The sequence below is a fragment of the Tistrella mobilis genome, assembly GCF_039634785.1.
Lineage (GTDB): Bacteria > Pseudomonadota > Alphaproteobacteria > Tistrellales > Tistrellaceae > Tistrella > Tistrella mobilis.
The window spans coordinates 16550-43532 of record NZ_JBBIAB010000031.1; the positions used below are offsets into that span (position 1 = coordinate 16550).

Annotated in this window: 24 protein-coding genes; 10 read left to right on the top strand and 14 right to left on the bottom strand. The window is 67.8% G+C overall.

The window, feature by feature from the left end:
* The first annotated feature begins 1 nt into the window (after position 1).
* Entirely contained in the window at positions 2-1060 is a 1059-nt protein-coding gene (dmpG, locus tag WI697_RS25175; protein WP_345960376.1) for a 4-hydroxy-2-oxovalerate aldolase, read from the top strand.
* Here the strand turns inward: dmpG and WI697_RS25180 are convergent.
* Positions 1051-1716, bottom strand: a complete 666-nt coding sequence (locus tag WI697_RS25180) for a TetR/AcrR family transcriptional regulator (protein ID WP_345960377.1) — start codon at positions 1714-1716, stop codon at positions 1051-1053. The two genes, dmpG and WI697_RS25180, sit on opposite strands and share 10 nt — an antisense overlap.
* A gap of 181 nt (positions 1717-1897) precedes the next feature.
* Here WI697_RS25180 and WI697_RS25185 point away from each other — a divergent pair, with 181 nt between their 5' ends.
* The 8 genes from WI697_RS25185 (at position 1898) to rfbA (ending at position 9848) form a co-directional block, all read left to right on the top strand.
* On the top strand, positions 1898-3127 hold the full coding sequence (locus tag WI697_RS25185) for an NAD(P)/FAD-dependent oxidoreductase (RefSeq protein WP_345960378.1): 1230 nt from the start codon (positions 1898-1900) through the stop codon (positions 3125-3127).
* A 131-nt stretch (positions 3128-3258) separates the two neighbouring features.
* Positions 3259-4032 carry a sulfite exporter TauE/SafE family protein gene (locus tag WI697_RS25190; protein ID WP_345960379.1) on the top strand — a complete coding sequence of 258 codons (774 nt, stop codon included), beginning with the start codon at positions 3259-3261 and terminating at the stop codon, positions 4030-4032.
* 132 nt (positions 4033-4164) lie between these two features.
* On the top strand, positions 4165-5340 hold the full coding sequence (locus tag WI697_RS25195; RefSeq protein ID WP_345960380.1) for a GGDEF domain-containing protein: 1176 nt from the start codon (positions 4165-4167) through the stop codon (positions 5338-5340).
* 146 nt (positions 5341-5486) lie between these two features.
* Positions 5487-7061, top strand: a complete 1575-nt coding sequence (locus WI697_RS25200) for a calcium-binding protein (protein ID WP_345960381.1) — start codon at positions 5487-5489, stop codon at positions 7059-7061.
* A gap of 32 nt (positions 7062-7093) precedes the next feature.
* A complete protein-coding gene (locus WI697_RS25205; protein ID WP_345960382.1) occupies positions 7094-7846 on the top strand; it encodes a calcium-binding protein in 753 nt (250 codons plus the stop codon).
* Positions 7847-8080: 234 nt separating this feature from the next.
* Complete coding sequence (locus WI697_RS25210) at positions 8081-8467, top strand: DegT/DnrJ/EryC1/StrS family aminotransferase (protein WP_345960383.1); 387 nt, start codon at positions 8081-8083, stop codon at positions 8465-8467.
* Entirely contained in the window at positions 8464-8979 is a 516-nt protein-coding gene (locus WI697_RS25215) for a GNAT family N-acetyltransferase (RefSeq protein WP_345960384.1), read from the top strand. The genes WI697_RS25210 and WI697_RS25215 overlap by 4 nt, the downstream gene beginning before the upstream one ends.
* Positions 8976-9848 (top strand): glucose-1-phosphate thymidylyltransferase RfbA, encoded by an 873-nt coding sequence (gene rfbA / locus WI697_RS25220; protein ID WP_345960385.1) that lies wholly within the window; start codon positions 8976-8978, stop codon positions 9846-9848. The genes WI697_RS25215 and rfbA overlap by 4 nt, the downstream gene beginning before the upstream one ends.
* A gap of 27 nt (positions 9849-9875) precedes the next feature.
* On the opposite strand, the gene rfbC is transcribed toward rfbA, so the two are convergent.
* Both rfbC and WI697_RS25230 read right to left on the bottom strand, forming a co-directional pair.
* Entirely contained in the window at positions 9876-10430 is a 555-nt protein-coding gene (gene rfbC, locus WI697_RS25225; RefSeq protein ID WP_345960386.1) for a dTDP-4-dehydrorhamnose 3,5-epimerase, read from the bottom strand.
* 12 nt (positions 10431-10442) lie between these two features.
* Entirely contained in the window at positions 10443-11633 is a 1191-nt protein-coding gene (locus WI697_RS25230; protein ID WP_345960387.1) for a BaiN/RdsA family NAD(P)/FAD-dependent oxidoreductase, read from the bottom strand.
* Positions 11634-11871: 238 nt separating this feature from the next.
* On the opposite strand from WI697_RS25230, the gene WI697_RS25235 reads away from it, so the two are divergent.
* Positions 11872-16071, top strand: a complete 4200-nt coding sequence (locus WI697_RS25235; protein ID WP_345960388.1) for a CHASE domain-containing hybrid sensor histidine kinase/response regulator — start codon at positions 11872-11874, stop codon at positions 16069-16071.
* Positions 16072-16076: 5 nt separating this feature from the next.
* Here WI697_RS25235 and WI697_RS25240 read toward each other — a convergent pair whose 3' ends face one another.
* From WI697_RS25240 to WI697_RS25290, 11 genes are all read right to left on the bottom strand, one after another.
* Positions 16077-16916: an isopenicillin N synthase family dioxygenase gene (locus WI697_RS25240; protein ID WP_345960389.1), complete on the bottom strand. Its 840-nt coding sequence runs from the start codon at positions 16914-16916 to the stop codon at positions 16077-16079.
* A 100-nt stretch (positions 16917-17016) separates the two neighbouring features.
* On the bottom strand, positions 17017-17622 hold the full coding sequence (locus WI697_RS25245; protein WP_296715724.1) for a LysE family translocator: 606 nt from the start codon (positions 17620-17622) through the stop codon (positions 17017-17019).
* A 12-nt stretch (positions 17623-17634) separates the two neighbouring features.
* Positions 17635-19257 carry an asparagine synthetase B family protein gene (locus tag WI697_RS25250; protein WP_345960390.1) on the bottom strand — a complete coding sequence of 541 codons (1623 nt, stop codon included), beginning with the start codon at positions 19255-19257 and terminating at the stop codon, positions 17635-17637.
* A 4-nt stretch (positions 19258-19261) separates the two neighbouring features.
* Positions 19262-20287, bottom strand: a complete 1026-nt coding sequence (locus WI697_RS25255; RefSeq protein WP_345960391.1) for a class I SAM-dependent methyltransferase — start codon at positions 20285-20287, stop codon at positions 19262-19264.
* A gap of 115 nt (positions 20288-20402) precedes the next feature.
* Complete coding sequence (locus WI697_RS25260) at positions 20403-21332, bottom strand: LysR family transcriptional regulator (RefSeq protein ID WP_345960392.1); 930 nt, start codon at positions 21330-21332, stop codon at positions 20403-20405.
* 66 nt (positions 21333-21398) lie between these two features.
* Entirely contained in the window at positions 21399-22193 is a 795-nt protein-coding gene (locus tag WI697_RS25265; protein ID WP_062764166.1) for an ABC transporter ATP-binding protein, read from the bottom strand.
* Positions 22190-23251 (bottom strand): dihydrodipicolinate synthase family protein, encoded by a 1062-nt coding sequence (locus tag WI697_RS25270; RefSeq protein ID WP_345960393.1) that lies wholly within the window; start codon positions 23249-23251, stop codon positions 22190-22192. The genes WI697_RS25265 and WI697_RS25270 overlap by 4 nt, the downstream gene beginning before the upstream one ends.
* 126 nt (positions 23252-23377) lie before the next feature.
* Positions 23378-24202 (bottom strand): GNAT family N-acetyltransferase, encoded by an 825-nt coding sequence (locus WI697_RS25275; protein WP_345960394.1) that lies wholly within the window; start codon positions 24200-24202, stop codon positions 23378-23380.
* Positions 24189-25232, bottom strand: a complete 1044-nt coding sequence (locus WI697_RS25280; protein WP_345960395.1) for an NAD-dependent epimerase/dehydratase family protein — start codon at positions 25230-25232, stop codon at positions 24189-24191. Before WI697_RS25280 ends, WI697_RS25275 begins: the two co-directional genes overlap by 14 nt.
* The gene (locus WI697_RS25285) at positions 25229-26050 is read right to left on the bottom strand and encodes an ABC transporter permease (protein WP_345960396.1); all 822 of its coding nucleotides are present in this window, start codon (positions 26048-26050) and stop codon (positions 25229-25231) included. Before WI697_RS25285 ends, WI697_RS25280 begins: the two co-directional genes overlap by 4 nt.
* Positions 26051-26196: 146 nt before the next feature.
* A complete protein-coding gene (locus tag WI697_RS25290; protein ID WP_345960397.1) occupies positions 26197-26871 on the bottom strand; it encodes a TetR/AcrR family transcriptional regulator in 675 nt (224 codons plus the stop codon).
* Between the last annotated feature and the right edge of the window lie 112 nt (positions 26872-26983).

Genomic DNA, 26983 nt, shown 5'->3' on the forward strand with positions numbered 1-26983 from the left:
CATGACCGACATCATTGCGACCGACAGCACGGCGACCACCGAGCCCTTGCGCCTCTACGTCCAGGACGTCACGCTCCGCGACGGCATGCATGCCATCCGTCACCAGTACACGCTGGATCAGGTAGCCGCCATCGCCGCCGCGCTCGACCGGGCCGGCGTCGATGCGATCGAGATCGCCCATGGCGACGGGCTTGCCGGCTCGTCCTTCAATTACGGCTTCGGCCGCACCACCGATCTGGACTGGATCGAGGCTGCGGCTTCGGTGATCACCCGCGCGAAGCTCACCACCCTGCTGCTGCCCGGCATCGGCACCATTCATGATCTGGAGCGGGCCTTTGCCGCCGGCGTGCGCTCGGTCCGGGTCGCCACCCATTGCACCGAGGCCGATATCGCGAAGCAGCACATCGCCCATGCCCGCAAGCTGGGCATGGACGTCTCGGGCTTCCTGATGATGAGCCATATGAACCCGCCCGAGAAGCTGGCGGCCCAGGCGAAGCTGATGGAAGACTACGGCGCCCATTGCGTCTATGTGGTCGATTCAGGCGGGGCCCTGACGATGGCCGGCGTCGCCGACCGGGTGCGTGCCTTCCGTCAGGTCCTGGCACCCGAAACCCAGATCGGCATTCATGCCCATCACAACCTGTCGCTCGGCGTCGCCAATTCGGTGGTCGCGGTCGAATGCGGCGCGATCCGCGTCGATGCCTCGCTGGCGGGGCAGGGGGCGGGGGCCGGCAATGCGCCGCTGGAGGTGTTCATCGCCACCGCCGACCGTTATGGCTGGGCGCATGGCTGCGATCTTTATGCGCTGATGGATGCCGCCGACGATCTGGTCCGCCCGCTTCAGGACCGGCCGGTCCGGGTGGATCGCGAGACGCTGAGCCTCGGCTATGCCGGGGTCTATTCCAGCTTCCTGCGCCATGCCGAGACGGCATCCGCCACCTATGGCGTCGATGTCCGCCGCATCCTGACCGAGCTTGGCCGGCGCCGCATGGTCGGCGGCCAGGAAGACATGATCGTCGACGTGGCGCTGGATCTGGCGCGCGAGGCGCCTCAGGGCTGAGATGGGCTGCTGGTGGTGCCGTCCGGTGTCGTCGCCGCGGGGGCCGTCAGCAGCTCCATGACCTTGTCGATATAGTCCTGCTCCGCCACCTGGTCGCCCAGCGTCTTGTGCAGCACGCTGTCGCCCATCATCGCGCAATAGGCGATATAGGACCGCTTGCGCGCCTCGGTCTCGTCGAAGCCGTGATCGCGAAAGATCTGCTCGAAAAAGCTCATGCGGATCTGGTCCACCTCCCAGATCGCCTTGCGCGGCATTTCCACCCGCCGCGCCCAGTCGCGGATGCTGGTCTCGATCGCGGCGAAGGCCTGGGATTTCGGGCGGCGGGGCAGGGCAAGCAGGTGGCGGAGCCGTTCCATGCCGCCCGGTCCCGCCCGGGTGACGCTGCGGATGACGTTCAGCGTCATCCGGCTGCGCCAGGTGTTCAGCATGGCGGCCAGCAGGTCGCTGCGCTTCTTGAAGTGCCAGTAGAAGCTGCCCTTGGTGACGCCCAGCCGGTCGCAGAGTTTGTGCAGCTGAATGCCGCGGACATTCTCGTCGACCAGGATGTCGATCGCGGCCTCCACCCAGTCGGCCTCGGTCAAAGGCCGGTCCTTGACACGCTTCGTGGGGGCGCGGCGGCGCTTTTCGGGCGGGGCGGTCTCGCTGGTCTCGGCCATGTCTCGGGATATCCGGTGGTTCCGCAACGGGGGCAGCCCCCCTTGCACTGCAACAAGCCGCCACAATACCCCAGGGTCTTGCCGTGTCCATGGGGCAAAAGCGGGCCAAGGGTCAAAAGTAGGCCAAGGGTCAAAAGCCGGCGCCCGCGCGCGCTCGTGACCAATTGAAAGGCAGATGAAGATGAGCCAGATCGTGATCATCGGCGGCGGCCAGGCCGGTGGGGCCGCGGCATTGGCCCTCAGGCGCCATGGCGCGACCGGCCCCATCACCCTGATCGGCCGTGAACCCCTGCCGCCCTATGAACGCCCGGCCCTCTCCAAGGGCCTGCTGCTGGGCGAGACCCCCTTCGACCGGCTGATCGTGCTGTCCGAAGCGGTCGCGGCCGAACAGGCGATCACGCTGCGCCTCGGCACCACCGTCACCGCCATCGACCGGGCGGCGCAGACGGTCACCACCGATGCCGGCGACGTTCTGCCATACGGAACCCTGATCCTGGCCACCGGCGGCCGCGCCCGCGCGCTGCCGGGGCTTGCCCCCGACGGCCGCGACATCTTCGCGATCCGCACCGCCGCCGATGCCGAAGGGATCCGCGCGCGCATGGCCCGGTCCCGCTCCCTGCTCGTGATCGGCGGCGGCTGGCTGGGGCTGGAGGTCGCGGCCAGCGCCCGCAAATCGGGCCTCGACGTCACCCTGGTCGAGGCGGGCCCCCGGCTCTGCGGCCGGGTGCTGCCGCCCGTGGTTTCGGCCATCCTGGCCGATCTCCACACCCGCCGCGGCGTCGATCTGCGCCTCGGCGATGCCCCGGTGGCGCTCGCCTCCACCGGCACCGGCGGCGTCATCGCGCGGCTCGCCTCGGGCGCGGAACTGGCCGCCGACATGGCCGTGGTCGCGGTGGGCCTGACGGTCGAGGACGATCTGGCCCGCGCCGCCGGCCTCGCCACCGCCGACGGCATTCTGACCGATCCGGCCGGCCGTACCGACGATCCGGCGATCTTCGCCATCGGCGACGTCGCCCGCACCCCGCACCCCGCCCTCGGCACGGCCGCCCGGCTGGAAAGCTGGCAGATGGCCAATCTCCAGGCCGAGGCGGCGGCACGCGCGATCCTGAACCTGCCCGTGCCGCCCGCCGAAACCCCCTGGTTCTGGTCGGACCAGTACGACCTCAACCTCCAGATCCTGGGCCTGCCCGACATGGCGGCGCAGCCCATCCGCCGCGGCAGCCCCGAGACCGGCCGCGGCAGCCTGCTCTGGCTGGATCCGGCCGAACGCCTCTGCGCCGTCATCGCCCTCAACGCCCCCCGCGACATCGCCATGGCCCGCCGCCTGATCGGCACCGGCCTGGTCATCGACCGCCCCCGCGCCGCCGATCCGGCGGTGCCGCTGAAGGATGCGGTGTTCCGGGCGGCGTGAGGTGCGGGGAGACCTGAGGGGCGGGCAGGGCTTGCCGCGCGGGGCAACAGGGCGGATGATGCCGTCTCACTTTCCGGGACGATCCGCCGTGCTTGCTTCCTCCGCCTCGCCGCGCCCTGCATCGCGACCCCATGGCTGAAGACCTGCTCTTCAGCCTCTCCCCCGCCGACCTCGCCGGCGCCGGCCTCGCCATCTTCGTGGCCGGGCTGCTGCGTGGCTTCACCGGTTTCGGCTTCGCGCTTGCCGCGGTGCCGCTTGCGGGGCTGGTGTTGCCGCCGGCGATGATCGTGCCGGTGGTGATGCTCACCCAGCTGGTGATCGGCAGTGCCGATGCGGTGCGCGAGCGGCGGGCGGTGGACTGGCGGCTGGTCGGCTGGCTGACCCTGGGCCTTGCCATCGCCACCCCCCTCGGCACCTGGGCGCTGGTGGCGCTGCCGGGCGACATCACCCGGATCGTGATCGCCTGCATCGTTCTGCTGGGGGCCGCCGCCGCCTGGCGCCCGCCCCGGGCCGAAGGCGCAGGCGAGGGCGGGCTGCTGCACGCCCGCATCACCCGGCTGGGCGTGGGCCTGGTCGCCGGGCTGTTCACCGGGCTTGCCGCCATGCCGGGCCCGCCGGTGGTGGCCTATATGCTGGCGGCGGAGCGCGACCCGCGGATCATCCGTGCGACGCTGATGGTGTTCTTCTTCTTCACCGCCGTCACCGGCTGCGCCAGCGCCTGGTTCGCCGGGCTGATCGGCTGGCCGGAACTGGTGATGTCGGCGGCCGCCCTGCCGCTGGTGGTCGGCGGCAGCGCGATCGGGGCGGCGGGCTTTCGCCGGGCCGATGCCCGCCATTATCGCCCGGCGGCGCTGGTGGTGCTGGTCGGTGCCGCCGTGGTAACCCTGTTGCGCGAGATCCTGTGATATCGGGAAACCGCCGGGAGTGTCGCGAAACGCACTGGCCTCGCTGCCCGGGGCGGGATATAAGCCGAAGACCGGCATGTTCTGCCGTGTCTCTGCGACCACACCCCCACAACCGGCGCTGGTGAGGCCGTCATGCCCCTCGATCCCGACACCCTGTTGGCGAGCAGCATGTTCATCAACGCCTCGGGCGCCATCGTGTTCAGCCTGTTCTGGCTGGCCGATCGTCGCCTGCCCGAGCTGGCGCTCTGGGCCGTCGGTTATGTGCTTCTGACCCTCGGGCTTCTCGGCATGATGTTCCTGTCTTCGGCCAGGTATCCCCCGGCCCTGGAGGGCGGGGCGGTGTTCGTGCTCTGCGGGCTTTCGCCCGCCTGTTTCTGGCTGGGAACCCGCTATTTCGACCGGATCCGGCCGGTCTGGTGGGGTCCGGCGCTGGTCGCCGGGGTGGCCCCCGGTCTGCACTATGCCGTCGGCATGACGCTCGGCTGGCCGCCGACCTCGGTGGTGTCCGTCACCCTGCTGCTGCTGGCGGTGCTCTACGCCCTGGACACCCATGTGCTCGTGCGCGGCATCGGCCGCGATCCGGCGCTGCCCGGAAGCTGGCCGGTGTCGCGCACGGTGGTGGCCGCCTGCGTGGCCCTCTACTGCCTCAGCTTCCTTGTCTCCGCCCTCGTCACCTGGTGGGGAGGCGGGTCCGAGAGCGACGCCGAGGCCGCCTCGGTCGTGATCGTCTCGGTGGTCGACAATCTGCTGGGGGTGATTTCCTGCATCGCCACGGCCGGCATGCTCTGGGAACGCGCCCGGGCCGATCTGGCGCGCGATGCACGGATCGATCCGCTGACCGGGCTGTTCAACCGCCGCGGCCTGCAGGACGGCGCCCGCCGCTGGCTGACCCGCAACCGGCCGCTGGCGGTGATGATCGCAGATCTGGACCGGTTCAAGCGGATCAACGATGCCCATGGCCATGCCGGCGGCGATCTGGTGCTGGCCACCTTCGCCCATCTGATCCGCGATGTCTGCCCGGCCGAAGACAGCCTGCTCGCCCGCATCGGCGGCGAGGAATTCGTGATCCTGTTGCGCCATGCCGACCCCGATGCCGCCCGCGGCGTCGCCGACCGGCTTCGCCGCGCGGTTGAAAACGGCAGCTTCCTGGTGGGGGGCGAACGGCTTGCGATCACCGTCAGCATCGGCCTGGCCTTCCCCGCGGCCGACGACACCGACCTCACCCCCGCCCTGGAACGCGCCGACCGTGCGCTTTATGCGGCCAAACATGGCGGGCGCAATCGGGTGGAGGAACTGATGACGATTTAATGGTTGTCCTTCCCGCTTGAGGTGTATTCTTTTGAGATTAGACAGCTTGTGCGTGGGTCGTCTAGGACAGGCTGTTGTAAACCGCAGGTGCACGTGAAAGGGGATGGGCATGGCCGAGTACGAAGGCAGCAATGGGCCGGAGGTCATTGCAGGGAGCGACGCAGCGGATACGATTCCGTGGCCTTGCTGGTGATGACGATCTGTCGGGAGAGGCTGGCGATGACATTCTCATAGGCGGGGCAGGGGCCGACGTGATTGACGGCGGCCTGGGGTTCGACTTGGCCAGTTATGCTGATGCGGTGAGTGGCGTGACTATCGATTTGATCACCGGTATCAGTTCGGATGGTGACCGCCTCGTCTCGGTCGAGGCACTCGTCGGTAGCGGATTTGATGACATCCTGACGGGAGCGGATGGCGGTAGTTATCTTGGTGGTGGTGCAGGCGACGACACGTTGTTTGGTGGGGTCGGTCAGGACAGTTTCGAGGGGGGGGACGGCGACGATACCGTCCGCGCTGCTGCGGGTAATGATACTATTTATGGGAATGATGGAGACGACGATCTCTCTGGCGGCGATGGCGACGATCTTCTGATCGGCGGTGCCGGAGCAGATATCCTGAACGGTGGCAATGGTTACGATATTGCAAGTTATGCGGTCGCTGCGGGGCCGGTCACGGTTGACCTGAGCACAGGGACAGGCAGCGATGGCGATATCCTCACCGGGATCGAAGGACTGGTGGGCAGTGGCGAAGACGACGCCCTTACCGGGAACGACGACGCCAACATTATCGATGGCGGTTTGGGGGCCGATGTCATTGACGGTCGCGGCGGCTTCGACACCGTCACCTATGCCAGCCGTAGCACGGCGGTCGTGGTAAACCTGGCGACTGGCGAGAATACCGATGGCGACACTCTACTGAACATCGAGGCTATAACCGGCGGTTTGGCCGATGATGCTCTGACCGGCGATTCAAATTCGAACGTGCTCGATGGCGGGGTTGGCGCCGACAGCCTCGACGGTGGTGGTGGGAATGACTATGTCAGCTATGCATCGCGACTGGATAATATTGAGGCAAATCTTGCGACAGGCATCAACACCGATGATGATATCTATTATTCGGTCGAGAATCTGATCGGTGGCTGGGGTAACGATCTCCTGACAGGAGATGGACAGGTCAATCACATTCAGGGCGGCTGGGGTGATGACGTATTGGCCGGCGGAGCTGGCGCAGATATTCTGGATGGTGGGGAAGGGGTCGATATTGTCAGTTACGCCCATTGGACGACGAGGATCGTTGTCGATTTGTCGGCTGGAGAGAATCCAGATGGAGATCTTCTGAGCGGGTTTGAGGGGATTTTAGGGGGGAGCGGAGGTGATCTCTTGATTGGCAGTAACGGTCCCGATATTATCTTTGGCATGTCCGGCCTTGATTTCCTCCAAGGTGGGAGAGGACAGGATTATCTCGACGGCGGCGATAGCCTTGATCTGGTAGATTACTCTGATCGATCGGAGAATATTTTTGTAGATTTGGAGTCTGGCTTGAATCCAGACATGGATATATTAATTAATATAGAGGGAATTTTGCATGGAAAGGGCAACGATTACCTATACGGGACTGATGGGTCGAATCTTTTCTTCGATAGAGGTGGTTCCGATTTCTATGATGGGCGAGGGGGCAGGACGGAATTATATATTGGGAACGAACAGATAATATATATATAAATCTAGAGACAGGGGAAAGCACGGATGATGATGTGTATGTATCGATCGAACATTTTAACGGTGGAATGGCAGACGATACATTCATTGGCAGTAGCCGGAGTGATATATTATACGGGCAAGACGGCAACGATCATATAGAGGGGGCCGGCGGTGATGACCTATTGAGTGGAGGTTCTGGTGGGGACCATATCGACGGTGGGCTGGGCTTTGATATAGTGTACTACGTTCCCTCTCCAATGGGTGTGAATGTCGATCTGCTGAATGGAACAGCGAGTGGCGGACACGCAGATGGCGATTTTCTGGTCTCTATTGAAGGTGTCCATGGTAGTTACAATTACGATGATTTCCTCTATGGCGACGATATGAATAATACCTTCTCCGGCCGTGGGGGAGATGATGTCATTGATGGTCGTGGAGGAAGTGACACAATACGCGGCGGACTTGGTTCTGATCAAATGACCGGCGGAGACGCCGCGGATCGGTTCATTTTTGACATTCTGGAAGACAGCGGAGTGGATCTCATAGATCAAGACAGACTTCTCGATTTTGCTGAAAGCGAGGGTGACCGCATCGATTTTCGAACACTCGCCGCCGATATCGGCCCGCTCTCTTATGTCGGTACCGCGGCCTTCTCGGGCTCTACCGGTGAAATCCGGAGTTGGGCGTCCTCGGTCCTTGGTTTCACTCATGTCGGGCTGGATGCCGATGGTGACGCCATGGCCGATATGATATTGCTCGTCGCGGGCAATCCAGCGGATATCACAGCGGCCGCCTTCCTGTTGTGAACCGCTCCGGCGTCCGGTTGTCCCGCCGGAGGTGTCTGAGGAGCGAAACGGTATGGTCGATGAGGTGGGCGAGGGTGTTGCCACCCTCCTCACCCGGACCGACGACCTGCTGCAGCGTTTCGATCCGCTGCATGTCTCGCATCTGGTGATCCCGCCACTGCGACGGCGGAGCGGGTCGCTTGGCGTCTCCGTCTGGCGTCGGCGCTGCACCGGATCGGTGACAGGGTCTGGGGCATGGCGATCGCCCTGGTCCAGCTGCGCTATCTGGAGGCGGACAACCAGCGGCGCCGGGAGATGGCCGCGATCTATCGCCGGCTGCTCGACGGTGCGCCGGGATTGCGCTGGGTCGATCCTGCACCGGACTGTCTGTCGTCCACGCATCTGGTCCAGATCCGCGTGCCGGAGCGTGACCGGATCCTGGCGGCGCTTGCCGCCGATGGCATTCATGCCGGTGTGCATTATTGCGACAACACCGATTATGCACTCTATGCCGATCAGGCCGGCACCTGCCCGCGGGCGCAGGCGGCAAGCGCCGAGCTGATTTCGCTGCCGTTGCATCTGGGCCTTGCGGATGACGATCTCGCCCGGGTCGCGGCACGGCTGCGGCATCATCTGGGATGAGCCGCCCCGGCCATCCCGACATCCGCACCGACGGCCTGTTTCTTCGCTCGCCGGGTGAGGCCGATCTGGAGATGATGCGCGGCTGGCGCAATGCCGATGGCGTCCGGCAGATGTTCAGGAGCACCGCCCTGATCAGTGCCGCGGAACAGCGGTACTGGTATGCGGGTTGGTGCCGGCGCACCGACGATCTGATGTGGATTGCGCTTGACGATGCCGGCACGCCGCTGGGGCAGGGGGCGCTCTACGACATCGACCAGGCCGCCGGCACCGCCGAGGCCGGCCGCTTCATCGCCGCACCAGCCATCCGTGGCAGCGGCCGTTTCGGGGCGGTCTGCCGGGCCATCACCGGCTTCGGCTTCGGTGTCCTGGGGCTTGCCCGGCTCCGGCTGGAGGTTCGGCCGGAAAACGCCGTGGCCCGACGCTTTTATGTCGGGCAGGGTTTCCGGAATGCCGGTGTGTCCGCCGATGGACTCGTCATCATGATCCTCGACCGACCGGAAGGAACCAGATGAAGGGTATCATCCTGGCAGGTGGCACCGGCTCACGGCTTCACCCGCTGACGCTGGGGGTCAGCAAGCAACTGCTGCCGGTCTACGACAAGCCGATGATCTACTATCCGCTGACCACCTTGATGCTGGCCGGCATCCGCGAAATCCTGATCGTCACCACGCCGGTCGACCGGGATGCTTTCCGGCGTGCCCTTGGCGACGGCAGCCAATGGGGCGTCACACTCTCCTATGCCGTACAGGCGGCACCCGACGGGGTGGCGCAGGCGCTGACGATCGGGCGCGACTTTCTGGCGGGTGGGCCGGTTGCTCTGATCCTGGGCGACAACCTGTTCTATGGCCATGATTTCAGCATTGAACTCACCCGGGCGGCGAAGCTGACCTCGGGCGCGCTGCTTTTCGCTCATGCCGTGCGCGATCCCGGCCGGTATGGCGTGGTCGCCTTCGACGGCGACGGCCGTCCGGCCTCGATCGAAGAAAAACCCGCCCGGCCGAAATCCCCCTGGGCGGTGACGGGGCTCTATTTCTACGGCCCCGACGCTCCGGACATTGCGGCCGGCCTGCGGCCCTCGGCCCGGGGCGAGCTGGAAATCACCGCGGTCAATGCCGCTTATCTGGCCCGCGGCGACTGCACCGTCCAGCGGTTGGGGCGCGGCTATTGCTGGTTCGATACCGGCACCCATGCGGCGCTGCTGGAGGCGACCGAATTCGTCCGCGCGGTGCAGGAGCGTCAGCATCTGCTGATTTCCTCCCCCGAAGAGATCGCCTGGCGGCAGGGCTGGATCGACGACGACCGCCTGCGGGCCGCGGGCGAGGCGCTGGCCCGGACGGAATATGGCCGCTATCTGCTGCGTCTGTTCGAGCCGGGCTGGTAGGCCATTGCCGTTACCGGCCTGACGGCGTCACCAGTCCGACAGGTCGACATCGCAGAGACGCGGCAGGTTGCGGTCGCGATCGGAAACCACCGCCGCGTCGGGCCCGACCGGCCAGGCGATGCCGAGATCGGGATCGTGCCAGAGAATGCCGCCCTCATGCTCCGGCGCGTATGGGGCGGCGCAGCGGTACTGGACCAGGGTGTTGTCCTCCAGCGTGCAGAAGCCATGGGCGAAGCCCGCCGGGATGAGCAGCTGCCGGCCCGCCTCGGCATCCAGCCGCACCGCCACATGGCGCCCGAAGCTCGCCGAGCCCGGCCTGATGTCGAGCGCAATGTCGAGCACTGCGCCGGCCAGCACATGCACGATCTTGGGCTGGGCCATTGGTGGACGCTGGAAATGCAGCCCGCGGATGGTGAAGCGCCGCCTGGACAGTGAGAGATTGTCCTGAACCACCGGGAAGTCGATCCCGGCCGCCGCGAGGGCCTCCCGGCCATAGGTCATCCGAAACCAGCCGCGCAGGTCCGGAAAGCTCCGGGCTTCCAGGATCATCACGCCGTCGAGTGCCGTCTGCCGTATCTCCATCTCGTGGCCCCTCTAAACCGCCTGCCCCGCCGCCCAGCCCGACGACCAGGCCCATTGGAAATTATAGCCGCCCAGCCAGCCGGTGACGTCGACCACCTCGCCGATGAAGTGCAGGCCGGGCAGTTTGCGGGCCATCATGGTCTTCTGGTCCAGTTCGCGGGTGTCGATGCCGCCCAGCGTCACCTCGGCGGTGCGATAGCCTTCGGTGCTGGCCGGGCGGATCCGCCAGGCGCCCACCGCATCGGCGAGCGTTCTCAGGCGCCTGTCGCCCAGATCCGCCAGCCGGGCGGTCTCCACCCCGTGATCCTCGGCGATGCGCTGCGCCAGCCGGCGCGGCAGCAGGCGGGAGAGCACCGTGACCGGTGCCTGACGGCCGCTGTCGCTGCGCGCCTGGCGCAGCAGGTCGAAGACGTCGACGCCCGGTGCCATGTCGACCACGATATCGCGCCCATCGCGCCAGAAGGACGAGATCTGCAGAATGGCCGGACCGCTGAGGCCGCGATGGGTGAAGAGCAGCGCCTCGTCGAAGCCGGTGCCGTCGCACGACACCCGCGCATCCACCGCCACCCCGGCAAGCGGTTTGACCCGGGCCAGATCCTCGGGCCCGAAGGTGAGCGGCACCAGCGCGGGCCGGGTTTCGGTCACCTTCAGCCCGAACTGCCGGGCGATGTCGTAGCCGAAGCCGGTGGCGCCGATCTTGGGGATCGACAACCCGCCCGAAGCGATCACGAGCGAGGCGCAGTGGATCATCTCATTGCCGGTCCGCAGCCGGAAACCGCCATCGGCTGCCGCCTCCACCGTCTCCACCCCGGTCGAGAGGGCGAGGTCCACCCCGCCGGCCGCCATCTCGTCGGTCAGCATGGTGATGATCTGCTGCGCGCTCTGGTCGCAGAACAGCTGGCCCAGGGTCTTTTCGTGGAAGCCGATGCCGTGGCGGCGGACCAGGGCGATGAAATCCTGGCAGGTATAACGCGACAGCGCCGAGATGCAGAATCGCGGGTTCTGCGACAGGAAGTTGCGCGGCGCCGTGTTCAGATTGGTAAAGTTGCAGCGCCCGCCGCCCGAGATGCGGATCTTCTCGCCCGGGGTCTGCGCATGGTCGATCACCAGCACCCGCCGGCCGCGGCGACCGGCTTCGGCCGCACACATCATGCCGGCGGCACCGGCGCCGATGATCACCACATCCCGATATCGCGTCTTCATGCCCGACGTCACCTCAAAGCTGCAGCCTTGCTCTATCACGAGCCCTGCGCCGGCTGAAGAGCCGCCCTGCGGAAAACCCTCCACATTATGAGAATTTCTTAACCGCTCATCGGTTACAAACCCGAGACACACGCCTGCCTGCCTGTGGCGGCAGTGCGGAGGCGGTCGAGAGGAGCGGGGCATCGGCATGGCGCGTCGGTCTTGGTTCGGAGATGGAGCTGGGGGGCACCGCCTGCGGATGCTCAGGCCCGCCTATGTCCGCATCGTGCCGGCGCTTGTGCTGCTGGCCGGGCTTCTGACCGCGGGCAACGCCTGGTACCTTCAGCGCGACGAGAACCGGGCCGAGACCAACCGGCAGCTGAACCGGGCCGCCGCAGAGGCCGCGCAGACCATCGAGGACCGTCTGCAGATCGTCGAGCACACCCTGCACGGCGCCCGTGGCGCGATGGTGGCGGTGGGCTCTCGCAGCTTCGATGAAGAGAGCTTCCGGCGGTTCGCCGAAGCGATCGATTTTCGCGACGAACTGCCGGGCGCCCTGGCGCTCGGCTTCGTCCGGCGGGTGGATGCCGCCGACCTCGCCGCCTATCAGGCCCGGGAACGGCGCGAGGGGCGCGAGGATTTTCGCGTTCAGCCGATTGCGCCCGGCCGTGCGGGCGAGCATCTGATCGTCGAATATGCCCATCCGGCCGGTGCCGAAGGTCTGGCCACCGGGCTGGATCTGGTTACCAACCCCGCCATCCGCGAGGCGGCGGCACTGGCCCTCACCACCGACACCGCCATCCTCAGTGCGCCGTTGATCCTGCGCCCCTCGGGCCCGGCCAGCGAGATGACCGGCATGGTCATGGCCCTGCCGGTGCGCAGCGCCATGCACGGACCCGCCGATGCCCTGGTGATCATGTCGCTGGCGGTGGACCGCGTGCTCAGCCTGGGGTTGTCGCGCGACGACACGCTGATGGTCACCATCTCGGACGTCACCGACCATCCCGGCGGCGCGATCCTGCAGCTGACCGGCTCGGCCGACCTCAAGGGGCAGCGCGTCTACCGGCCCGTCACCTTCTACGGCCGCCACTGGCGCGTCGACGTCACCCCCGGCCCGGCCTTCATCGCCCGCCTGAACCTGTTGTCGCCCTGGTGGGTGGCGGCCAGCCATCTGGGTCTGGCCGTCATTGCGGCCCTGCTCGCCTATCTGATCCTGAACCGGGTGGACCGGCGGCTGCGCGACGATGCGCGCCGGCTGGCCGCCGCCGACGAGCTGGAGCGGCTGGTCGCCATCCGCACCGCGGAACTCCGCGAGCGCGAGGCGCGCTTTCGCGCCATCACCGAACTGTCGGCCGACTGGTACTGGCAGACCGATGCCGATGGCCGTTTCACCGAAATCTCGGGCGGGATCGAGCGTCTGGGCTTTGACGCCGACCATGCCATCGGGCGGAGCCGGCGGGAGCTGGCGGCCGATCCGGATGATCCGGGACTTGCGATCTATGATGCCGTGGCCGCCCGCCGCCAGCCCTTCCGCCGCGTCGCCTATCGGGTCGCCGGCGGCGAGGGCGAGATGCGCACCATCGAGATCAGCGGCGACCCGATCTTCGGATCGGATGGCCGCTTCCTGGGCTATCGCGGATCGGGGCGCGACGTCACCGACGATGTGACGGCGCGCCGCGAGATCGAGCAGGCCTATGCCACCGTCGCCGGCGTTCTGGACGCCTCGATGAACGCCGTTTTCGTCCATGTGGCCGAGCGCGACGAGGCGGGGCGGTTGACCGATCTGCGCCTCAGCATGATCAATGCAGCCGGTGAGGCGCTGTTGGGCGTGCGCGCAGAAGAGGTGATCGGCAGCTCTCTGCGGGGCAGCCTGCTGCCCGGCGAGGAAGAGGTGTTCCACCGCGCCCGCAGCGTGGTCGGAACCGGCCGTCCGGAACGCTTCTATCAGCTGGTCCATCGTGCCGGCCGTGACGTCTGGGTCATGATCCAGGCCGTCCGGCTGGGCGATGGCTGCGTGATCACAGCGGCCGATGTCACCGAGGCGCGGATCCGCGAGGCCCGGCTGCGCGAAAGCGAGGCGCGGTTGCAGGCACTGATCGGCACCGTGGGCGTCGGCATCGTGGTGCTGGACGGCGAGGGCCAGGTCACCATGATGAACGCGGCCGGCGAGCGCCTATTCGACCGCCGCGCGGCCGAGGTGGTGGGTGAGAATTTCTGCCATCTGGTGCCGCGGCCCGAGGGGCTGGAGGCCGCCGATGGCGAATGCGGCGGCTCGATCGCCGATGGCTGCGGCGCGATCCATCAGGCGATCGCCCTCAGGGCCGACGGCACAGAGGTGCCGGTCGAGGTCTCGATCGGGGCTTTCGACACCGGCGACGGACCGATGTATGTGGCCGCGATCGCCGACATGACCGAACGCAACCGCTCCATGACCGAGCTGCGCCGCGCGCGGGAAGAGGCGGATGCCGCCAATGCCGCCAAATCGGCCTTCCTCGCCAATATGAGCCACGAGATCCGCACGCCGATGAACGGGGTCACCGGCATGCTGCAGATCCTGCTCGGCACGCCGCTCGATGCCGATCAGCGGCGGTATGCCGAGGTCGCGCGCGACAGCGCCGACAGCCTGCTGGGGCTGATCGACGACATCCTCGACGTCTCCAAGCTCGAAGCGGGCCGGATGGAGCTGGAGCACCTGCCCTTCGATCTGGAGGATCTGGTGGATGGCGTGATCGCGATCCTGGCTCCCCGCGCACGCGATCGGCGGATCGATCTGGCCGGGGTGGTCGACCCCTCGGCGGCCGGCAGTTGGATCGGCGATCCCACCCGGATCCGGCAGATCCTGGTCAATCTGGCCGGCAATGCGGTCAAGTTCACCACCGCCGGCCATGTGTCGATCGACGTCTCGGCCGTGGCCCATAGGGAAGTCGATCCGGATGGGCGCGGGCGCCTGCGCTTCCGGGTGGAAGATACCGGCGTCGGCATCGCGGCCGATCATCTGGACCAGCTGTTCCGGCCCTTCTCTCAGGCCGATGCCTCCGTCACCCGCCGCTTCGGCGGCACGGGGCTGGGGCTTGCGATCTGCCGCGACCTGACCGCGCTGATGGGCGGCACGATCGATGTCGTCAGCCGCGAGGGCGAGGGCTCGGTGTTCACGGTCGAGATCGGGCTGGAGCGTGTGCCCGATGCGGCGCGCATGGCGCCCGCCCTGCCGGTGCTGGCCGGCCGGCGCGCGCTGGTGGTCGATGCGGTAGAGGTCACCCGCCGCATGATCGCCCGGCAGATCGAGGCGCTGGGTATGGACTGCGTGGAGGTCGCCTCTGCCGGCGAGGCGTTGATCATCCTGGAGATGAGCGTCGCCGGCGAACGTCCGATCGATCTGGTGGTCAGCGGCCTGAACCTGACCGGCCTCAGCGCGGCGCGGCTGGCACGCTGGGTGCGGCTGGATCCGGATCTGGCCGGGGTTCGGGTGATCGCGGCCACCTGCGGTGCGCCGGTGCCGGATGAAGAACTCTATGACGGGGTGGTGTCCAAGCCGGTCCGCCGGCGCGAACTGGCCGAGCTGATGCACCGCCTGCTCGACCCCGAGGCCGCAGCCGCCCATCGCGGCAACCCGGTGCCGGCCGAGGGCCCGGGCCATGGCCGGCGCCTGCTGCTGGTTGAAGACAATGCCACCAACCGCACCGTGGCGACCGTGATGCTGGAACGCCAGGGCTATACGGTCGAGACGGCCGAGACCGGCGAAGGGGTGGAGCTGCGGCTCGCCGATGGCAATTTCGATGCCGTGCTGATGGACATCCAGATGCCCGTGGTCGACGGTATCGAGGCCACCCGACGCATCCGCGCCGCCGAGGCCGCCGCCTGCCTGCCGCCGGTGCCGATCGTGGCGTTGACCGCCAACGCCATGGCGGGCATGCGCGAAGAATATCTGGCGGCCGGCATGAACGATTATCTGGCCAAGCCTTTCCAGGTCGACGACCTGCTGGCGGTGGTCGCCAAGTGGTGCGGCGGCCGGCCGGCGGCGGATGCCGCCCCATCCGGGCCCACACCGTCCCGGCCCACACCGGCCCCGGCCGCACCGGCCCCGGCCACACCGGCCCCGGCCGTGCCGGTTCTGGACGAAACCGCCCTCGACCAGGTGGCGGCCGTGCTGCCGGTGGAGAAGTTCGAAGATCTGGTGCAGAGCTTCGTCACCGCCGGCGTCGCCCAGCTCGACGAGGTCCGTGCCGCCCGCGCCGCCCGCGATATCGACCGCCTGCGCCGCAGCGGCCACGACATCATCTCCACGGCGGGCAATTGCGGGCTGATGCAGCTGTCGGACGCCGGCCGCCGCCTGCAGGTCGCGGCCCGCGCCGGCGACCTGGACCAGGCGGTCGAAGTGGCCGGCGAAATCCTGGATGTCGGCCCGGCCGCCATCGAGGCCATCCGCACCCGCTTCGGCTCGCCGCGGTCGGCGGCCTGACCGGCTCAGCCGGCAAGCCCGATCTCGCGCAGCCGCTCCGCCAGATAGGCCGCGGCGGTTTTGTCTGCCGCAAGCCGCACCTCGGGGCGGGGGTGGATGAAGATCGGCATGGACTGGCGGGCGGTGTGGTCGCCCCGTGCCGGGTTGACCACCCGATGGGTGGTGGCGGGCAGATAGCCGGCGGTGGCGAGCGCCAGCATGTCGCCGCCATTGACCGCGATCATGCCGGCATCGCAGGGCACGGCATGCCAGCGGCCGGCGGTGTCGCGCGCTTCCAGCCCCGGTTCCGAGCCCGCGACCAGCAGGGTGATCAGGTTGATGTCCTCATGCGCGGCGGCCCGGACGGCGCCGGGCTCGGCATCCTCGCCGACCGGCGGGTAGTTCAGCACCCGGAACAGCGAGCGGTCGGAGCCCGCAATCATCGCAGGCAGCGGCTCCGACAGCCGGTCGCGGATCCCGGCCGGCAATTCCTCCTGGATCCAGCCGAGCAGGGTGGTACCCAGATCCGACAGCTGCCGATAGATTTCGCGGGTATCGTCTGCAACCCCTGGCGGCAGGGCCGTGTCGGGATAGACGTGGAAGAACTCCTTCAGATCCTTCACCGCCACCCCCTTCGCATTTTCCGACCGGAAGGGGAAATAGCCGCTCTGGCTGCCCGGGGCGCGGGTCCAGCGGTGTTTTGCGGGGTCGGCGAAGAACCGCGCCCAGCCGTCATGCAGCCGCCGGATCAGCGCCGCATCGATCGGATGGGCGCGGAGCACCGCAAAACCGGTATCGCGCAGAGAGGCGAGGAAGCGCGCCGGCGCCTGCGGGTCGGTCATATCGATGCTGTCGATGGCGAACATGGGCCAGCTCTCTTGGGCAGACGGGTCTTTTGGGCAGATGGGGCATATACCCTAGCTCTGGCCCGAACGCCGCCCGATCGCAAGCCGGAAAGTGACGGCCTCAGCGCGCCGCCACCACCGCCGCCGCCGCGATCATCAGGCTGCCGGCGCCCCGGTTCAGCGCGCGGATGCGGGCCGGGCGGTCCAGCAGGTTGCGGGCCTTCATGCCGATCAGCACATGGCCGCCCACCACCACCACCTCGACCGCGGCGATGATCGCCAGCAGCAGGGCGGTATCGGCCACCCCCAGGGGCCGCACGCCAAGCGCGCCCGGAAGAAGTGCCAGATAAAAAATCGGCATCTTCGGGTTGCTGACATTGAGCAGGAAACCGGTGATGTAGAGCCGGAACACCCCGCCCGAGGTCGCCCGCGGCTTGATCACGGGTGCGGCCCGCCACATGGAGATGCCCATCCAGACCAGATAGGCGGCCCCCAGATACTGCACGAAGGCCAGCTGTTCGTTCATGGCCTGGGCGAGCGCGTTGAAGCCGATCGCGGCCAGGATCACGAAGCCGAAAATGCTGGTCACCACCCCCGCACCATAGGCCAGGCCATGGGCCGGGCCGTCGGCCACGGTCTTCGACAGGATGGTGACGTTGTCGGGGCCGGGGCTGGCGGCGAACACGAAAAAGGCGATGGTGAAGGTCAGGATGGTCTGCAGATCCATGGCGCCCCTCCGTCAGATGGCCGTGGCGGTGGCTTCGGATGTCGCATCGAAGCGGAAATAGCCGCCGGGGGCGTAATCCGTCCCGACGGATTTATAGCGGCTTGCGGGGGCATCGAAGCCGAAATCGAGATAGTGCAGCAGGGCGTTGCGAACCTGGGGCGTGTCGATCGTCACCGGCGGCAGCGTCAGCTCCCGCCCCGGCCGGTCATGGGCCAGATGGCGGAAAATCCGATCGCGGATGCCGATGCCTTCGGGCATGCGGATCTTGGGCCGGTCGATCATGACATCGGCAATCTCGCCGCGAAAGGCCTCGCGCAGGATCCACTTCTCCACGCCGCCGCGCAGCTTCAGGTCGAACGGCAGGGCCATCGCGAAATCGACCAGCGCCCGGTCCAGAAACGGCACCCTGCATTCCACGGAATGGGTCATGCTGGCCCGGTCGGTGCGTTGCAGATCGGTGCGGTGCAGATTGCCCACCCGATAGGTGGTCAGGGCATAGGGGTCGGCGGCGGTGCGGAACATGTCGTAGCCGGCGAAGAGTTCGTCGGCGCCGTCACCGGCGATCGCGACCTTGAAGCCGTTGGCCCGGACGGTGGCATGCACGGCGGACATCGAGATCATGTCCGAGATGTCGACCGGCTCGAAGAACTCGCCGTCGAAGATGGCACCCCGGATCCGCCGCGGGATCATCTCGGGCGCGAAACCGGTGACGATATGGCGGATGCCGCGCTCGGCGCAGAAGGCGCGGGCGAAGGCCAGATCCTCGCTGTCTTCGGTCCCCACCGAAAACGCGGTGACGTCGGGGTGGTGGCGGGTCGCCAGGTGCAGCAGGATGGTGCTGTCCAGCCCGCCCGAGAAGATCACCGCCAGCGGCAGGTCGGTCTGCACCTGCCGGCGGACGGCTGCATCCAGCAGGGCCCGGCAGCGGCCGACCGGGTCGGGCCCGATGACGGCCGGGTCGTGCGCCGCCTGAAAGCCGGCATAGCGGCTGATCCGGCCATCGGCCCAGACATGGCCGGGGGCAAGCTCGGTCACGCCGGCGATCAGGCCGATGAAGGCCTTGCGTTCCGACGCGAAGGCCACCCAGCCGCCGGCCGTGGCCATGTAGAGCGGTTTGATGCCCAGATGGTCGCGGGCGGCAAAACTGCTGCCGGTGGCGGGATCATGGATCACGAAGGCGAAGATGCCGTCCAGCCGGTCCACACAGGCCGGCCCCCAGGCGCCGAAGGCCGCCAGCACGGTTTCGGTGTCCGATGCGGTGCGGAAGTGATGGCCGCCGGCCTCGAGTTCCGCACGCAGCTCTTCATGGTTGTAAATTTCGCCATTCATCACGATCAGTCGGCCGCTTGCCGGGTCGACCACCGGCTGACGGCCATGGGCGCGGTCGACGATCGCCAGCCGGTTGGTGCCCATGGCGCCGCCCGCGCCCTGCGCCTCCCGGCCCTGCGCGCGCCGGCCCTGCACGCGCCGGCCCTGCGCACGTCGGACTGGCAGCAGCAGATGTTCGGCGAAGTTCCAGCTGTCGCCCCGATGGCGCAGCGCGCCCAGCATGCGCATCAGCGCCGCCGCCGGATCGACCGGCGGCGGCAGGTCGGGGGTGGCCGCCAGCGGCAGGATGGCTGCAATACCGCACATGGGCTCAGTCTCCTTCGCCGCCAGGCATGCTGCGGGTGCCGATGGCGACCAGCGCCGTGCGCGCCAGCCGCGCCGTCCAGCCATGGGCGGAGGGTGCAACCCGGATCGCGCCCAGCGTGTCGGGCAGGGCGGCGGCAATCCGGGCGCGGCGGCTGGCCGGCGTGTCGCCCGCACCCACCAGATCGTACATCCGGTCCAGATGGTCGAGCAGGGCATCGCGCGCCGCTGCGGCGTCGGCACCGTGCAGGGTGAAGGGGTCGTCGATATCCATCACCCGCACGTCGCGGAAGCCGGCCGCGGTCAGCAGGCCGAACATTTCGCTTCGGGTGAAATGGCGGTGGGGATGGCCGGTGCGCGACCAGGGATGAACCACCCGGTCGAACCAGCGGGCGGTGCTGCCGCCGGTTTCAAAATCATGCAGCACCAGCCGGCCGCCCGGGCGCAGGGTCCGGAAGGCCTCGGCCACGGCCGTGGGGCGGTCGTCGTCGCTCAGATGATGGCTGCCATAGGCGATCAGCACGCCGTCGAGCGCCCGGTCGCGGATCAGGCTGTGGGTGGCCGACTGGCGCAGCGCCGGCAGGCCGCGGGCCAGGCAGGCCTCCACCATCAGCCGCGACAGATCGGCCGACAGGATCACCGGTCCGGGTGCATCCAGCCCGGCTGCGAAGCGGGCCAGCGTCCCGTCGCCGCCCAGCACGTCCAGCAGCAGGGTGTCCGGCCCCGGGATCCGGTCAAAGCCCGGCGAAAACAGGCGGAGCAGGGCCGCCATGCCCGGCGCGCGGTTGTCGGTGGCGCGCTGGGCCTGGTTATAGGCGGCACCGCGGCCGCCGGCGCCGGTTTCTTCGAATTCCCACGAGACCAGGTTCATCGCAGCCACCGCATCGCCAAGGGCCGAGGGGGTGGTGCGGGCCGGATCCAGCAGCCGGTCGAGCACGGGATGCCGGCTGCGGAGCCTCTCCAGCGCCTGGACGGCAGGCAGATCGTTCAGATAGAGCGGTTCGGCTATGACGGACTGATCGAAGGCCAGCATCGCGACACCATGTCGGTGACGGACGGCGTGGGGAGCCGCGGTCCGGAGATGAATTGATCTCCGGATGCTGTACCGTTTTCAACTTTTGATCAATATGGATTCAAAGATAGAAACGTTATGCGGAATATCCCCGGTCATCGAACCGGTCCCAGGCCGGCACCCCGGCGAAACGGGCGACCAGGAAGTCGATCAGCAGCCGCGACTTCGCCGCCAGATAGCGGTTGGGGGCATAGAGCGCGAAGATGTCGAGCGATGTGGGCGGATGGTCGGGCAGCACCACCGCCAGCCGGCCGGCGGCGATATCGGGGCCGGTGATGAAGCTGGGCAGCGCGGTGATCCCGTTGCCGGCAACCGCCGCCGCGCGCAGCACCTCGCCATTGTTGCAGCACATGGTGGCGTTGAGATCGGCGCGGATCGTGCCGCCGTCGGGGGTGGTGAGGGCCCATTTCTGAAGGCTGGTGCTGTGGCCATAGACCAGGCAGCGATGCCGGGCCAGATCCTCAGGGGTTTCGGGGGTGCCATGGGCGGCCAGATAGCCGGGGGCGGCGACCAGCAGCCGGCGGCAGGGGGCCAGCCTGCGGGCGATCAGGCTCGAATCCTCCAGCTGGCCGATGCGGATGGTGACGTCGACCCCTTCCTCCAGCGGGTTCACGAACCGGTCCGACAGCACCATCTCGACCTTCAGATCGGGCCAGAGCCCGGCGAAATCGGCGATCGCATCGCCCAGATGCAGGGTGCCGAACGACATGGGGGCGTTCAGCTTCAGCGTGCCGCGCGGCTGGTCGTGCAGCTGCGCCACCTGCAGCTCGGTCTCGTCGATCGCGGCCAGGATGTCCAGGCAGCGTTCGTAATAGGCCCGGCCGGCATGGGTGGGGCTCACCCTGCGGGTGGTGCGGTCCAGAAGCCGGGCACCCAGCAGATGTTCAAGCTCTGCCACCGCCTTGCTGACGGCGGATCGGGTGAGGCCCAGCTTGCGCCCGGCCTCGGCGAAACTGCCGGTCGTCACCACCCTGGTGAAGGCCTGCATCGCATCCAGCTTGTCCATGAAGGCCCTCGTCCGCCTGATCCCTCCCCATGGCATAGCATTTCGGGGGCCGCCCCGGCGAGCGGATCAGCCCATGCCGAGCAGATGATAGATGCGTTTGGTATAGGCGCCGAATTCCGGCGTCGCCTTCATGTCCAGGGTCCGCGGATGGGGCAGGTCGATCGGGAAATGATCGGCCATCCGCGCGGGGCCGGCGGTCAGCACTGCGCATTGCGAGCCCAGGAACACCGCTTCCTGGATCGAATGGGTCACGAAGATGATGGTCTTGCGGCTCTCGCCCCAGATCCGCAGCATCTCCAGATTCATCTTCTCGCGGGTCAGTGCGTCCAGCGCACCGAAGGGTTCGTCCATCAGGATCAGCTTGGGGTCGTGGACCAGCGCCCGGGCGATGGCCGCGCGCTGCTGCATGCCGCCCGACAGCTCGTAGGGGTATTTGGTCTCGAAGCCCGACAGGCCGACCATGGCCAGCAGCTCGCGTGCCCGCGCCTCGGCCTCGCGCCGGGGCAGGCCCAGGATCTGCGCCGGCAGGATCACGTTCTGCAGGATGGTGCGCCATTTCAGCAGCAGGGCCTGCTGGAACACCATGCCGACATCGCGGCCGGGGGTGAAGGCAGAGCTGGCGTTGCCGATGCGGACCTCGCCCTCTTCGGCATCATGCAGCCCCGCCAGGATCTTGAGCAGGGTGCTCTTGCCGCAGCCCGAGGGGCCGACCAGCGAGACCATCTCGCCCTCGTTCACATCCATGGTCACATCCGACACCGCAACGAATTCGCGGGTGCCGGTGCGATAGACCTTGCGCACGCCCTTCAGCCGGATCAGCGGCTCGGGCGTGGTGTCGATGCGGGCGGCATTCAGGGTCATGACAGCCAGCGCTCCAGGTTTTCGGCCACGAAGGCGTCGTCGGACAGATCGGCATGCATCCGGCACACCCGGTCGAGTTCCGCCGCCTGGCCCGGGCTCAGCCCTTCTTCCGGATCCAGGCACCAGATGCCCTCCAGCAGGCCCTGGCGGCGCAGGATCTCGTGACAGCCGGCGATGCAGCCGTGGAAATCATTCGCGACGTCGAAGAAGGCGGCGTTGCAGTCGGTGACGCGCGAATCGAGCGCCAGCAGATCGGCCGGCACGTCGCCGCCACCTGCTGCCGCCTTCAGCCGCTCCAGCATCAGGACCGCCTGTCTTGTCCAGACCGACCAGTGGCCGAGCAGCCCGCCGCGGAAGCGCAGCGTCACGGGTGCCCCATCCCGCATCACCGTGAACGGGGTCAGCAGGTCGAGCACGATATGGTCGTCATTGCCGGTATAGAGCGTCACCCGATCTTCCGCCCGCGCCGCGACCACGCCGCGGATGACGTCGAGCGTGCGATAGCGGTTGAAGGGGGCGACCTTGATCGCGATGACATTGTCGATCGCCGCGAACCGCGACCAGAAATCGGCATCCAGCGACATTCCGCCGACCGCAGGTTGCAGGTAGAAGCCGATCAGCGGGATCTCTTCCGCAACCCGGGCGCAATGGGCGATCAGCGCGTCGGTGTCCTGGCCCGCCATCGCCGCCAGGCTCAGCAGCCCGGCGTGATAGCCGAGGCCCACTGCCGTCTGCGCCTCGGCCACCGCCTGATCGGTGGGGCCGGCCAGGCCCGCCACCATCACCAGCGGCCGGTCGGTCCAGGCCTTTGCATCGGCCATGGCGGCACCCAGCACCGGTTCGTACAGCCCCACCTGGCGGATCGCGAACTGGGTGGTGTGCACGCCGACCGCCAGCCCGCCGACACCGGCATCGACGTAATAGCGGGTCAACGCCCGCTGGCGGCGCCGGTCGAAACGCCGGTCCCGGTCCAGCGCCAGTGGATGGGCGGGGATCGCGGTGCCGGTCCGGATCCGCTCCAGGATCTCCGGCGGCAGGGTCGAGCGGTGCAGGGTCATCGGGTGTTTTCCTTCCGACGAAGTTTCCCATGACCACCATCGTTCACGATGGTGGTCATAAGCCGCCATTGAGGCGGCGGTCAAGGGCGCGGCAGCGCCCGCCCGACGAGGGGCTGACAGGACTCGCTACCCGAATTCGGGGCCGGCGGCGGCATAAAGATGAGCGGGGGTGCCAAGCGGTGTTGCCTGGGCCAGCGCCATACGCAGGAACGGGCGGCGGGGCGTGAAGCCGCGGTCCCGCAGCTGGTCGGTGAGGCCGGCATGATGGTCGGCAAGATCGATGATCACCGGGCCCGAGACGGCTGCGATCGCCGCCTCGATCAGCCGCGCTGCGGTGCTTTCGTCCTCGGCGACCACCGGCCCGATCTGGGTGGCGACCCGGCCGGGGCGGCCCAGGGCGAAGCCGCCGCCGGTGTCCGCGATCAGCGCCGGGGCGCCGCTCGTGGCAAGCCGGGCCAGCAGCTCCGGGCGGGGGGCGCCAAGGGCCGCGGCATCGGCCCCGGCGATCCGCGGCAGGTCGGCGGGGCCGACGCTGCGCACGCCCCCGGCCGCCTGGTCGCCGCCGGTGCCGTCCCATCGGGTCAGGCCGAACCAGGGCAGGAAGCCGAGCGGGCGGTAGACCCGTTCCCCTGCCGGCGTTGCATCCAGCACCGGCAGCAGGCCCCGTGCGCGGCAATGGTCCAGGCAGACCTTCAGGATCTGCGTGCCGAGCCCGCCGCCCCGCCGGTCGTCCCGGACCAGCACCATGCCGATCCAGGCGACCTTTGGCCCATGGGCGATCACCGCGCCGGTTGCGACCGGTCTTCCGCCCTCGGTGATGCCGAAGACGGTGCCCGACCGGAAGAAGGTCATCCAGTCGGCCGCGGTCTGGTTCCAGCCGGCCGCGGTCGAGAGCGCCCGGCAGTCATCAAGGGCGTCGGGCGTAAGCGGCGCCGGCTCAGTAGGTGCCATCCCGCACCTCGAACCGGGTCGGCTTGCCGAAGGCCGGCCGTTCCGCCGCCACCCAGTCCGCCACCCAGTCGATCATCCGGTTGAGCGGCACCAGCGGGTAGCCGAACAGCCCGGCCGCCTGGGCCGTGTTGGTCAGCCAGGCGGTCGGCGCCTCGATGCCGGTGATCACCGCCTCGCGGCCCAGCCGTTCGGCGAAGGTGCGCGCCAGCCAGCGCACCGCGATCGTCTCGGGCCCCGAGACGTTGATCGGGCTGGTCGGATCGGTGCAATGGGCCAGGCAGCGCAGCGCCTGGGCATTGGCATCGCCCTGCCAGATGACGTTGACATGGCCCATGGTCACGTCGACCGGCTCGCCGTCGCGGACCTTGCGGGCCACGTCGAACAGCACGCCATAGCGCAGATCCACGGCATAGTTCAGCCGGAACAGCCGGCCGGGGGTGCCGTAGCGTTCCGAGAAATGGCCGAAGATCCGTTCGCGCCCGATGCACGATAAGGCGTATTCGCCGGGCGGGTTCAGGATGCTGTCTTCCGTCGAACCCTGGCTCGACACGTCGACGAAGGGATAGACGCAGCCGGTGGAGAAGGCGACGATCCGGCTGTCGCGGAAATGCCCGGCCACCATCGACGGCACATGGACGTTCATCGCCCAGGTGAGATTGGCCGAGCCGGTGGCGCCGAACTTGCGCCCGGCCATGAACACCACATTGCGCAGCCGCGGCAGGGCGGCGATGGCGTCGGGATCCATCAGATCGCAGGCGATGGTCTCGACGCCATGGGCCTCCAGGCTGTCGCGCAGGCCCGGTTCGCTGAACCGGGCGACGCCGATCACGCGCTTGTCGGGGGCGGCATTGCGGGCGAGGCGGGCGAGCGTCGGGCCCATCTTGCCGCCGACGCCCAGTACCATGATGTCGCCGTCGATCGAGGCGAGGTCGGCGCCGAGCGCCCGCGACGGGCGGGTCAGGAAGTCGTCCAGCGCCTCGGGGCCGTCGAAACGGTCGGGGAAGGCGGCGTCATCGAGCCAGACGGTCATTTCATCCTCGCATCCTTGGGGAGGAACAGGTGTTCGGCGGCGAGCACCGCGAGATAGAGGGCGAGGCCGAGCAGGGTCAGCATCACCACCGCCATGAACATGGCGGGCGTGTCGAGCGAGGCCTGAACCTGGATCATCAGGTAGCCGAGGCCGCGTTCCGAGGCGATGAATTCGCCCACCACCGCGCCGGCCACGGCCAGGATCGCGGCCACCTTCATGCCCGAGAACAGATAGGGCAGGGCGCCCGGCAGCTGGATGTAGCGGAAGGCCTGCCAGCGCGAGCCCTTAAGCGAGCGCACCAGGTCGAGCAGGTCGGGCTCCACTTCCTTCAGGCCGCGCGCGGTGGTCAGCAGGATCGGGAAGAAGCAGAGCAGGAAGGTGATGAGGATGTTGGTGCCGATGCCATAGCTGAACCAGACGATCACCAGCGGGCCCAGCGCCACCTTGGGGATCATGTTCAGCGTCACCAGCAGCGGAAAGACCAGCAGGGTCAACGGCTTCGACCACGAGAAGGCGAGGGCGAGCGCCACCCCCACCACCACCGACAGTGCATAGCCGCCGAAGATCTCGGCCGCGGTGACGGCGGTATTGCCCAGCCAGTCATAGCCTTCGCCGCCGAGTGTGGCGAGGACGGCCGCCGGGGACGGCAGGATGAAGGCGGGCAGGTCTGCCAGGCGAACCGTCAGCTCCCAGAGCGCGATCGCGCCCAGATGGACGGCGACGACCACCGCCTGGCGCCGGCGTGCCGCCGCCCGTTCGGCCTTCACCTCGGCCGCCGCGCCCGCGCTGCGGGCGTCCTCCTCCACGAGGCTGGTCATGACATGGCATCCCTCTTCGAACGGCCCTGGTGAACGGGTGCCGGCCCGCGGACGGCCGGCGTCCGGTTCCCTCGGCCTCACCCTCCGGCCACAAAACAAGGCTAGGGCCGCTGGATTTCTGAGTCAACTAAACAGTTGACTTAATTTCACCCGGTCGCGCCCGCCACCGGCCGCAGGGCCGAGAGCACGAAATCGATGACATGGCGCCGCCGGCGAGAGACCTCGCGCGCCGAATCCAGGTTGGTATCGAAAATGGCGGAAAGGGTGTGATTGTTGGCGAAGAAGAAATAGGCAAGACCTGCGATCGAGATATAGACGTTGATCGCATCCATATCGTCGCGGAACACCCCCTCGCGGGCACCGCGGGTCAGGGTTTCCTCGATCATCACGATCAACGGCGAATGCATCGCCTGAATCTGGGGCGAATCCTTGACATGCCGGGCCTCGTGGCGGTTCTCGTCGTTGAGCAGCGCGACCAGCTCGGGATGTTCGGCCAGATGGTCGAAGGAGAAGCCGACCAGCCGCTCCATCGCCGCCACCGCCGGCAGATCGGCCAGATGCAGGGCCTGTTCGCGTGCGCGGATTTCGCCATACACCTGTTCCAGCGCGGCGCGGAACAGGTCCTCCTTGTTGCCGAAATGATGATAAACCAACTGCTTGTTGACGCCGGCCCGCTGCGCGATCTCGTCGACCCGCGATCCGGCCAGGCCCTTGTCGGCGAATTCGGCGATCGCGGCGCCGAGCAGGGCGCGCCGTGTCGCCTCGGGATCGCGCTTCTGGCGAGCAGGACGCTTGTCGTTCATCCGCGGGGAGTCGTTCATCGGGGCCACTTCCAAATTATCAACCAACCAGTTGATTTAACATTGCCCGGTCCCGGGGTGAAGCGCTAAGCTTTTCCGCGACAGGGCCGTAACGCCTTCCTTACCACAATGG

What these genes read in the sequence shown, in the direction of transcription:
- dmpG (WP_345960376.1), top strand. Translation starts at nt 2, where the DNA reads ATGACCGACATCATTGCGACCGACAGCACGGCGACCACCGAGCCCTTG.
- WI697_RS25180 (WP_345960377.1), bottom strand. Translation starts at nt 1,716, where the DNA reads ATGGCCGAGACCAGCGAGACCGCCCCGCCCGAAAAGCGCCGCCGCGCC.
- WI697_RS25185 (WP_345960378.1), top strand. Translation starts at nt 1,898, where the DNA reads ATGAGCCAGATCGTGATCATCGGCGGCGGCCAGGCCGGTGGGGCCGCG.
- WI697_RS25190 (WP_345960379.1), top strand. Translation starts at nt 3,259, where the DNA reads ATGGCTGAAGACCTGCTCTTCAGCCTCTCCCCCGCCGACCTCGCCGGC.
- WI697_RS25195 (WP_345960380.1), top strand. Translation starts at nt 4,165, where the DNA reads ATGCCCCTCGATCCCGACACCCTGTTGGCGAGCAGCATGTTCATCAAC.
- WI697_RS25210 (WP_345960383.1), top strand. Translation starts at nt 8,081, where the DNA reads ATGGCGATCGCCCTGGTCCAGCTGCGCTATCTGGAGGCGGACAACCAG.
- WI697_RS25215 (WP_345960384.1), top strand. Translation starts at nt 8,464, where the DNA reads ATGAGCCGCCCCGGCCATCCCGACATCCGCACCGACGGCCTGTTTCTT.
- rfbA (WP_345960385.1), top strand. Translation starts at nt 8,976, where the DNA reads ATGAAGGGTATCATCCTGGCAGGTGGCACCGGCTCACGGCTTCACCCG.
- rfbC (WP_345960386.1), bottom strand. Translation starts at nt 10,430, where the DNA reads ATGGAGATACGGCAGACGGCACTCGACGGCGTGATGATCCTGGAAGCC.
- WI697_RS25230 (WP_345960387.1), bottom strand. Translation starts at nt 11,633, where the DNA reads ATGAAGACGCGATATCGGGATGTGGTGATCATCGGCGCCGGTGCCGCC.
- WI697_RS25235 (WP_345960388.1), top strand. Translation starts at nt 11,872, where the DNA reads ATGCTCAGGCCCGCCTATGTCCGCATCGTGCCGGCGCTTGTGCTGCTG.
- WI697_RS25240 (WP_345960389.1), bottom strand. Translation starts at nt 16,916, where the DNA reads ATGTTCGCCATCGACAGCATCGATATGACCGACCCGCAGGCGCCGGCG.
- WI697_RS25245 (WP_296715724.1), bottom strand. Translation starts at nt 17,622, where the DNA reads ATGGATCTGCAGACCATCCTGACCTTCACCATCGCCTTTTTCGTGTTC.
- WI697_RS25250 (WP_345960390.1), bottom strand. Translation starts at nt 19,257, where the DNA reads ATGTGCGGTATTGCAGCCATCCTGCCGCTGGCGGCCACCCCCGACCTG.
- WI697_RS25255 (WP_345960391.1), bottom strand. Translation starts at nt 20,287, where the DNA reads ATGCTGGCCTTCGATCAGTCCGTCATAGCCGAACCGCTCTATCTGAAC.
- WI697_RS25260 (WP_345960392.1), bottom strand. Translation starts at nt 21,332, where the DNA reads ATGGACAAGCTGGATGCGATGCAGGCCTTCACCAGGGTGGTGACGACC.
- WI697_RS25265 (WP_062764166.1), bottom strand. Translation starts at nt 22,193, where the DNA reads ATGACCCTGAATGCCGCCCGCATCGACACCACGCCCGAGCCGCTGATC.
- WI697_RS25270 (WP_345960393.1), bottom strand. Translation starts at nt 23,251, where the DNA reads ATGACCCTGCACCGCTCGACCCTGCCGCCGGAGATCCTGGAGCGGATC.
- WI697_RS25275 (WP_345960394.1), bottom strand. Translation starts at nt 24,202, where the DNA reads ATGGCACCTACTGAGCCGGCGCCGCTTACGCCCGACGCCCTTGATGAC.
- WI697_RS25280 (WP_345960395.1), bottom strand. Translation starts at nt 25,232, where the DNA reads ATGACCGTCTGGCTCGATGACGCCGCCTTCCCCGACCGTTTCGACGGC.
- WI697_RS25285 (WP_345960396.1), bottom strand. Translation starts at nt 26,050, where the DNA reads ATGACCAGCCTCGTGGAGGAGGACGCCCGCAGCGCGGGCGCGGCGGCC.
- WI697_RS25290 (WP_345960397.1), bottom strand. Translation starts at nt 26,871, where the DNA reads ATGAACGACTCCCCGCGGATGAACGACAAGCGTCCTGCTCGCCAGAAG.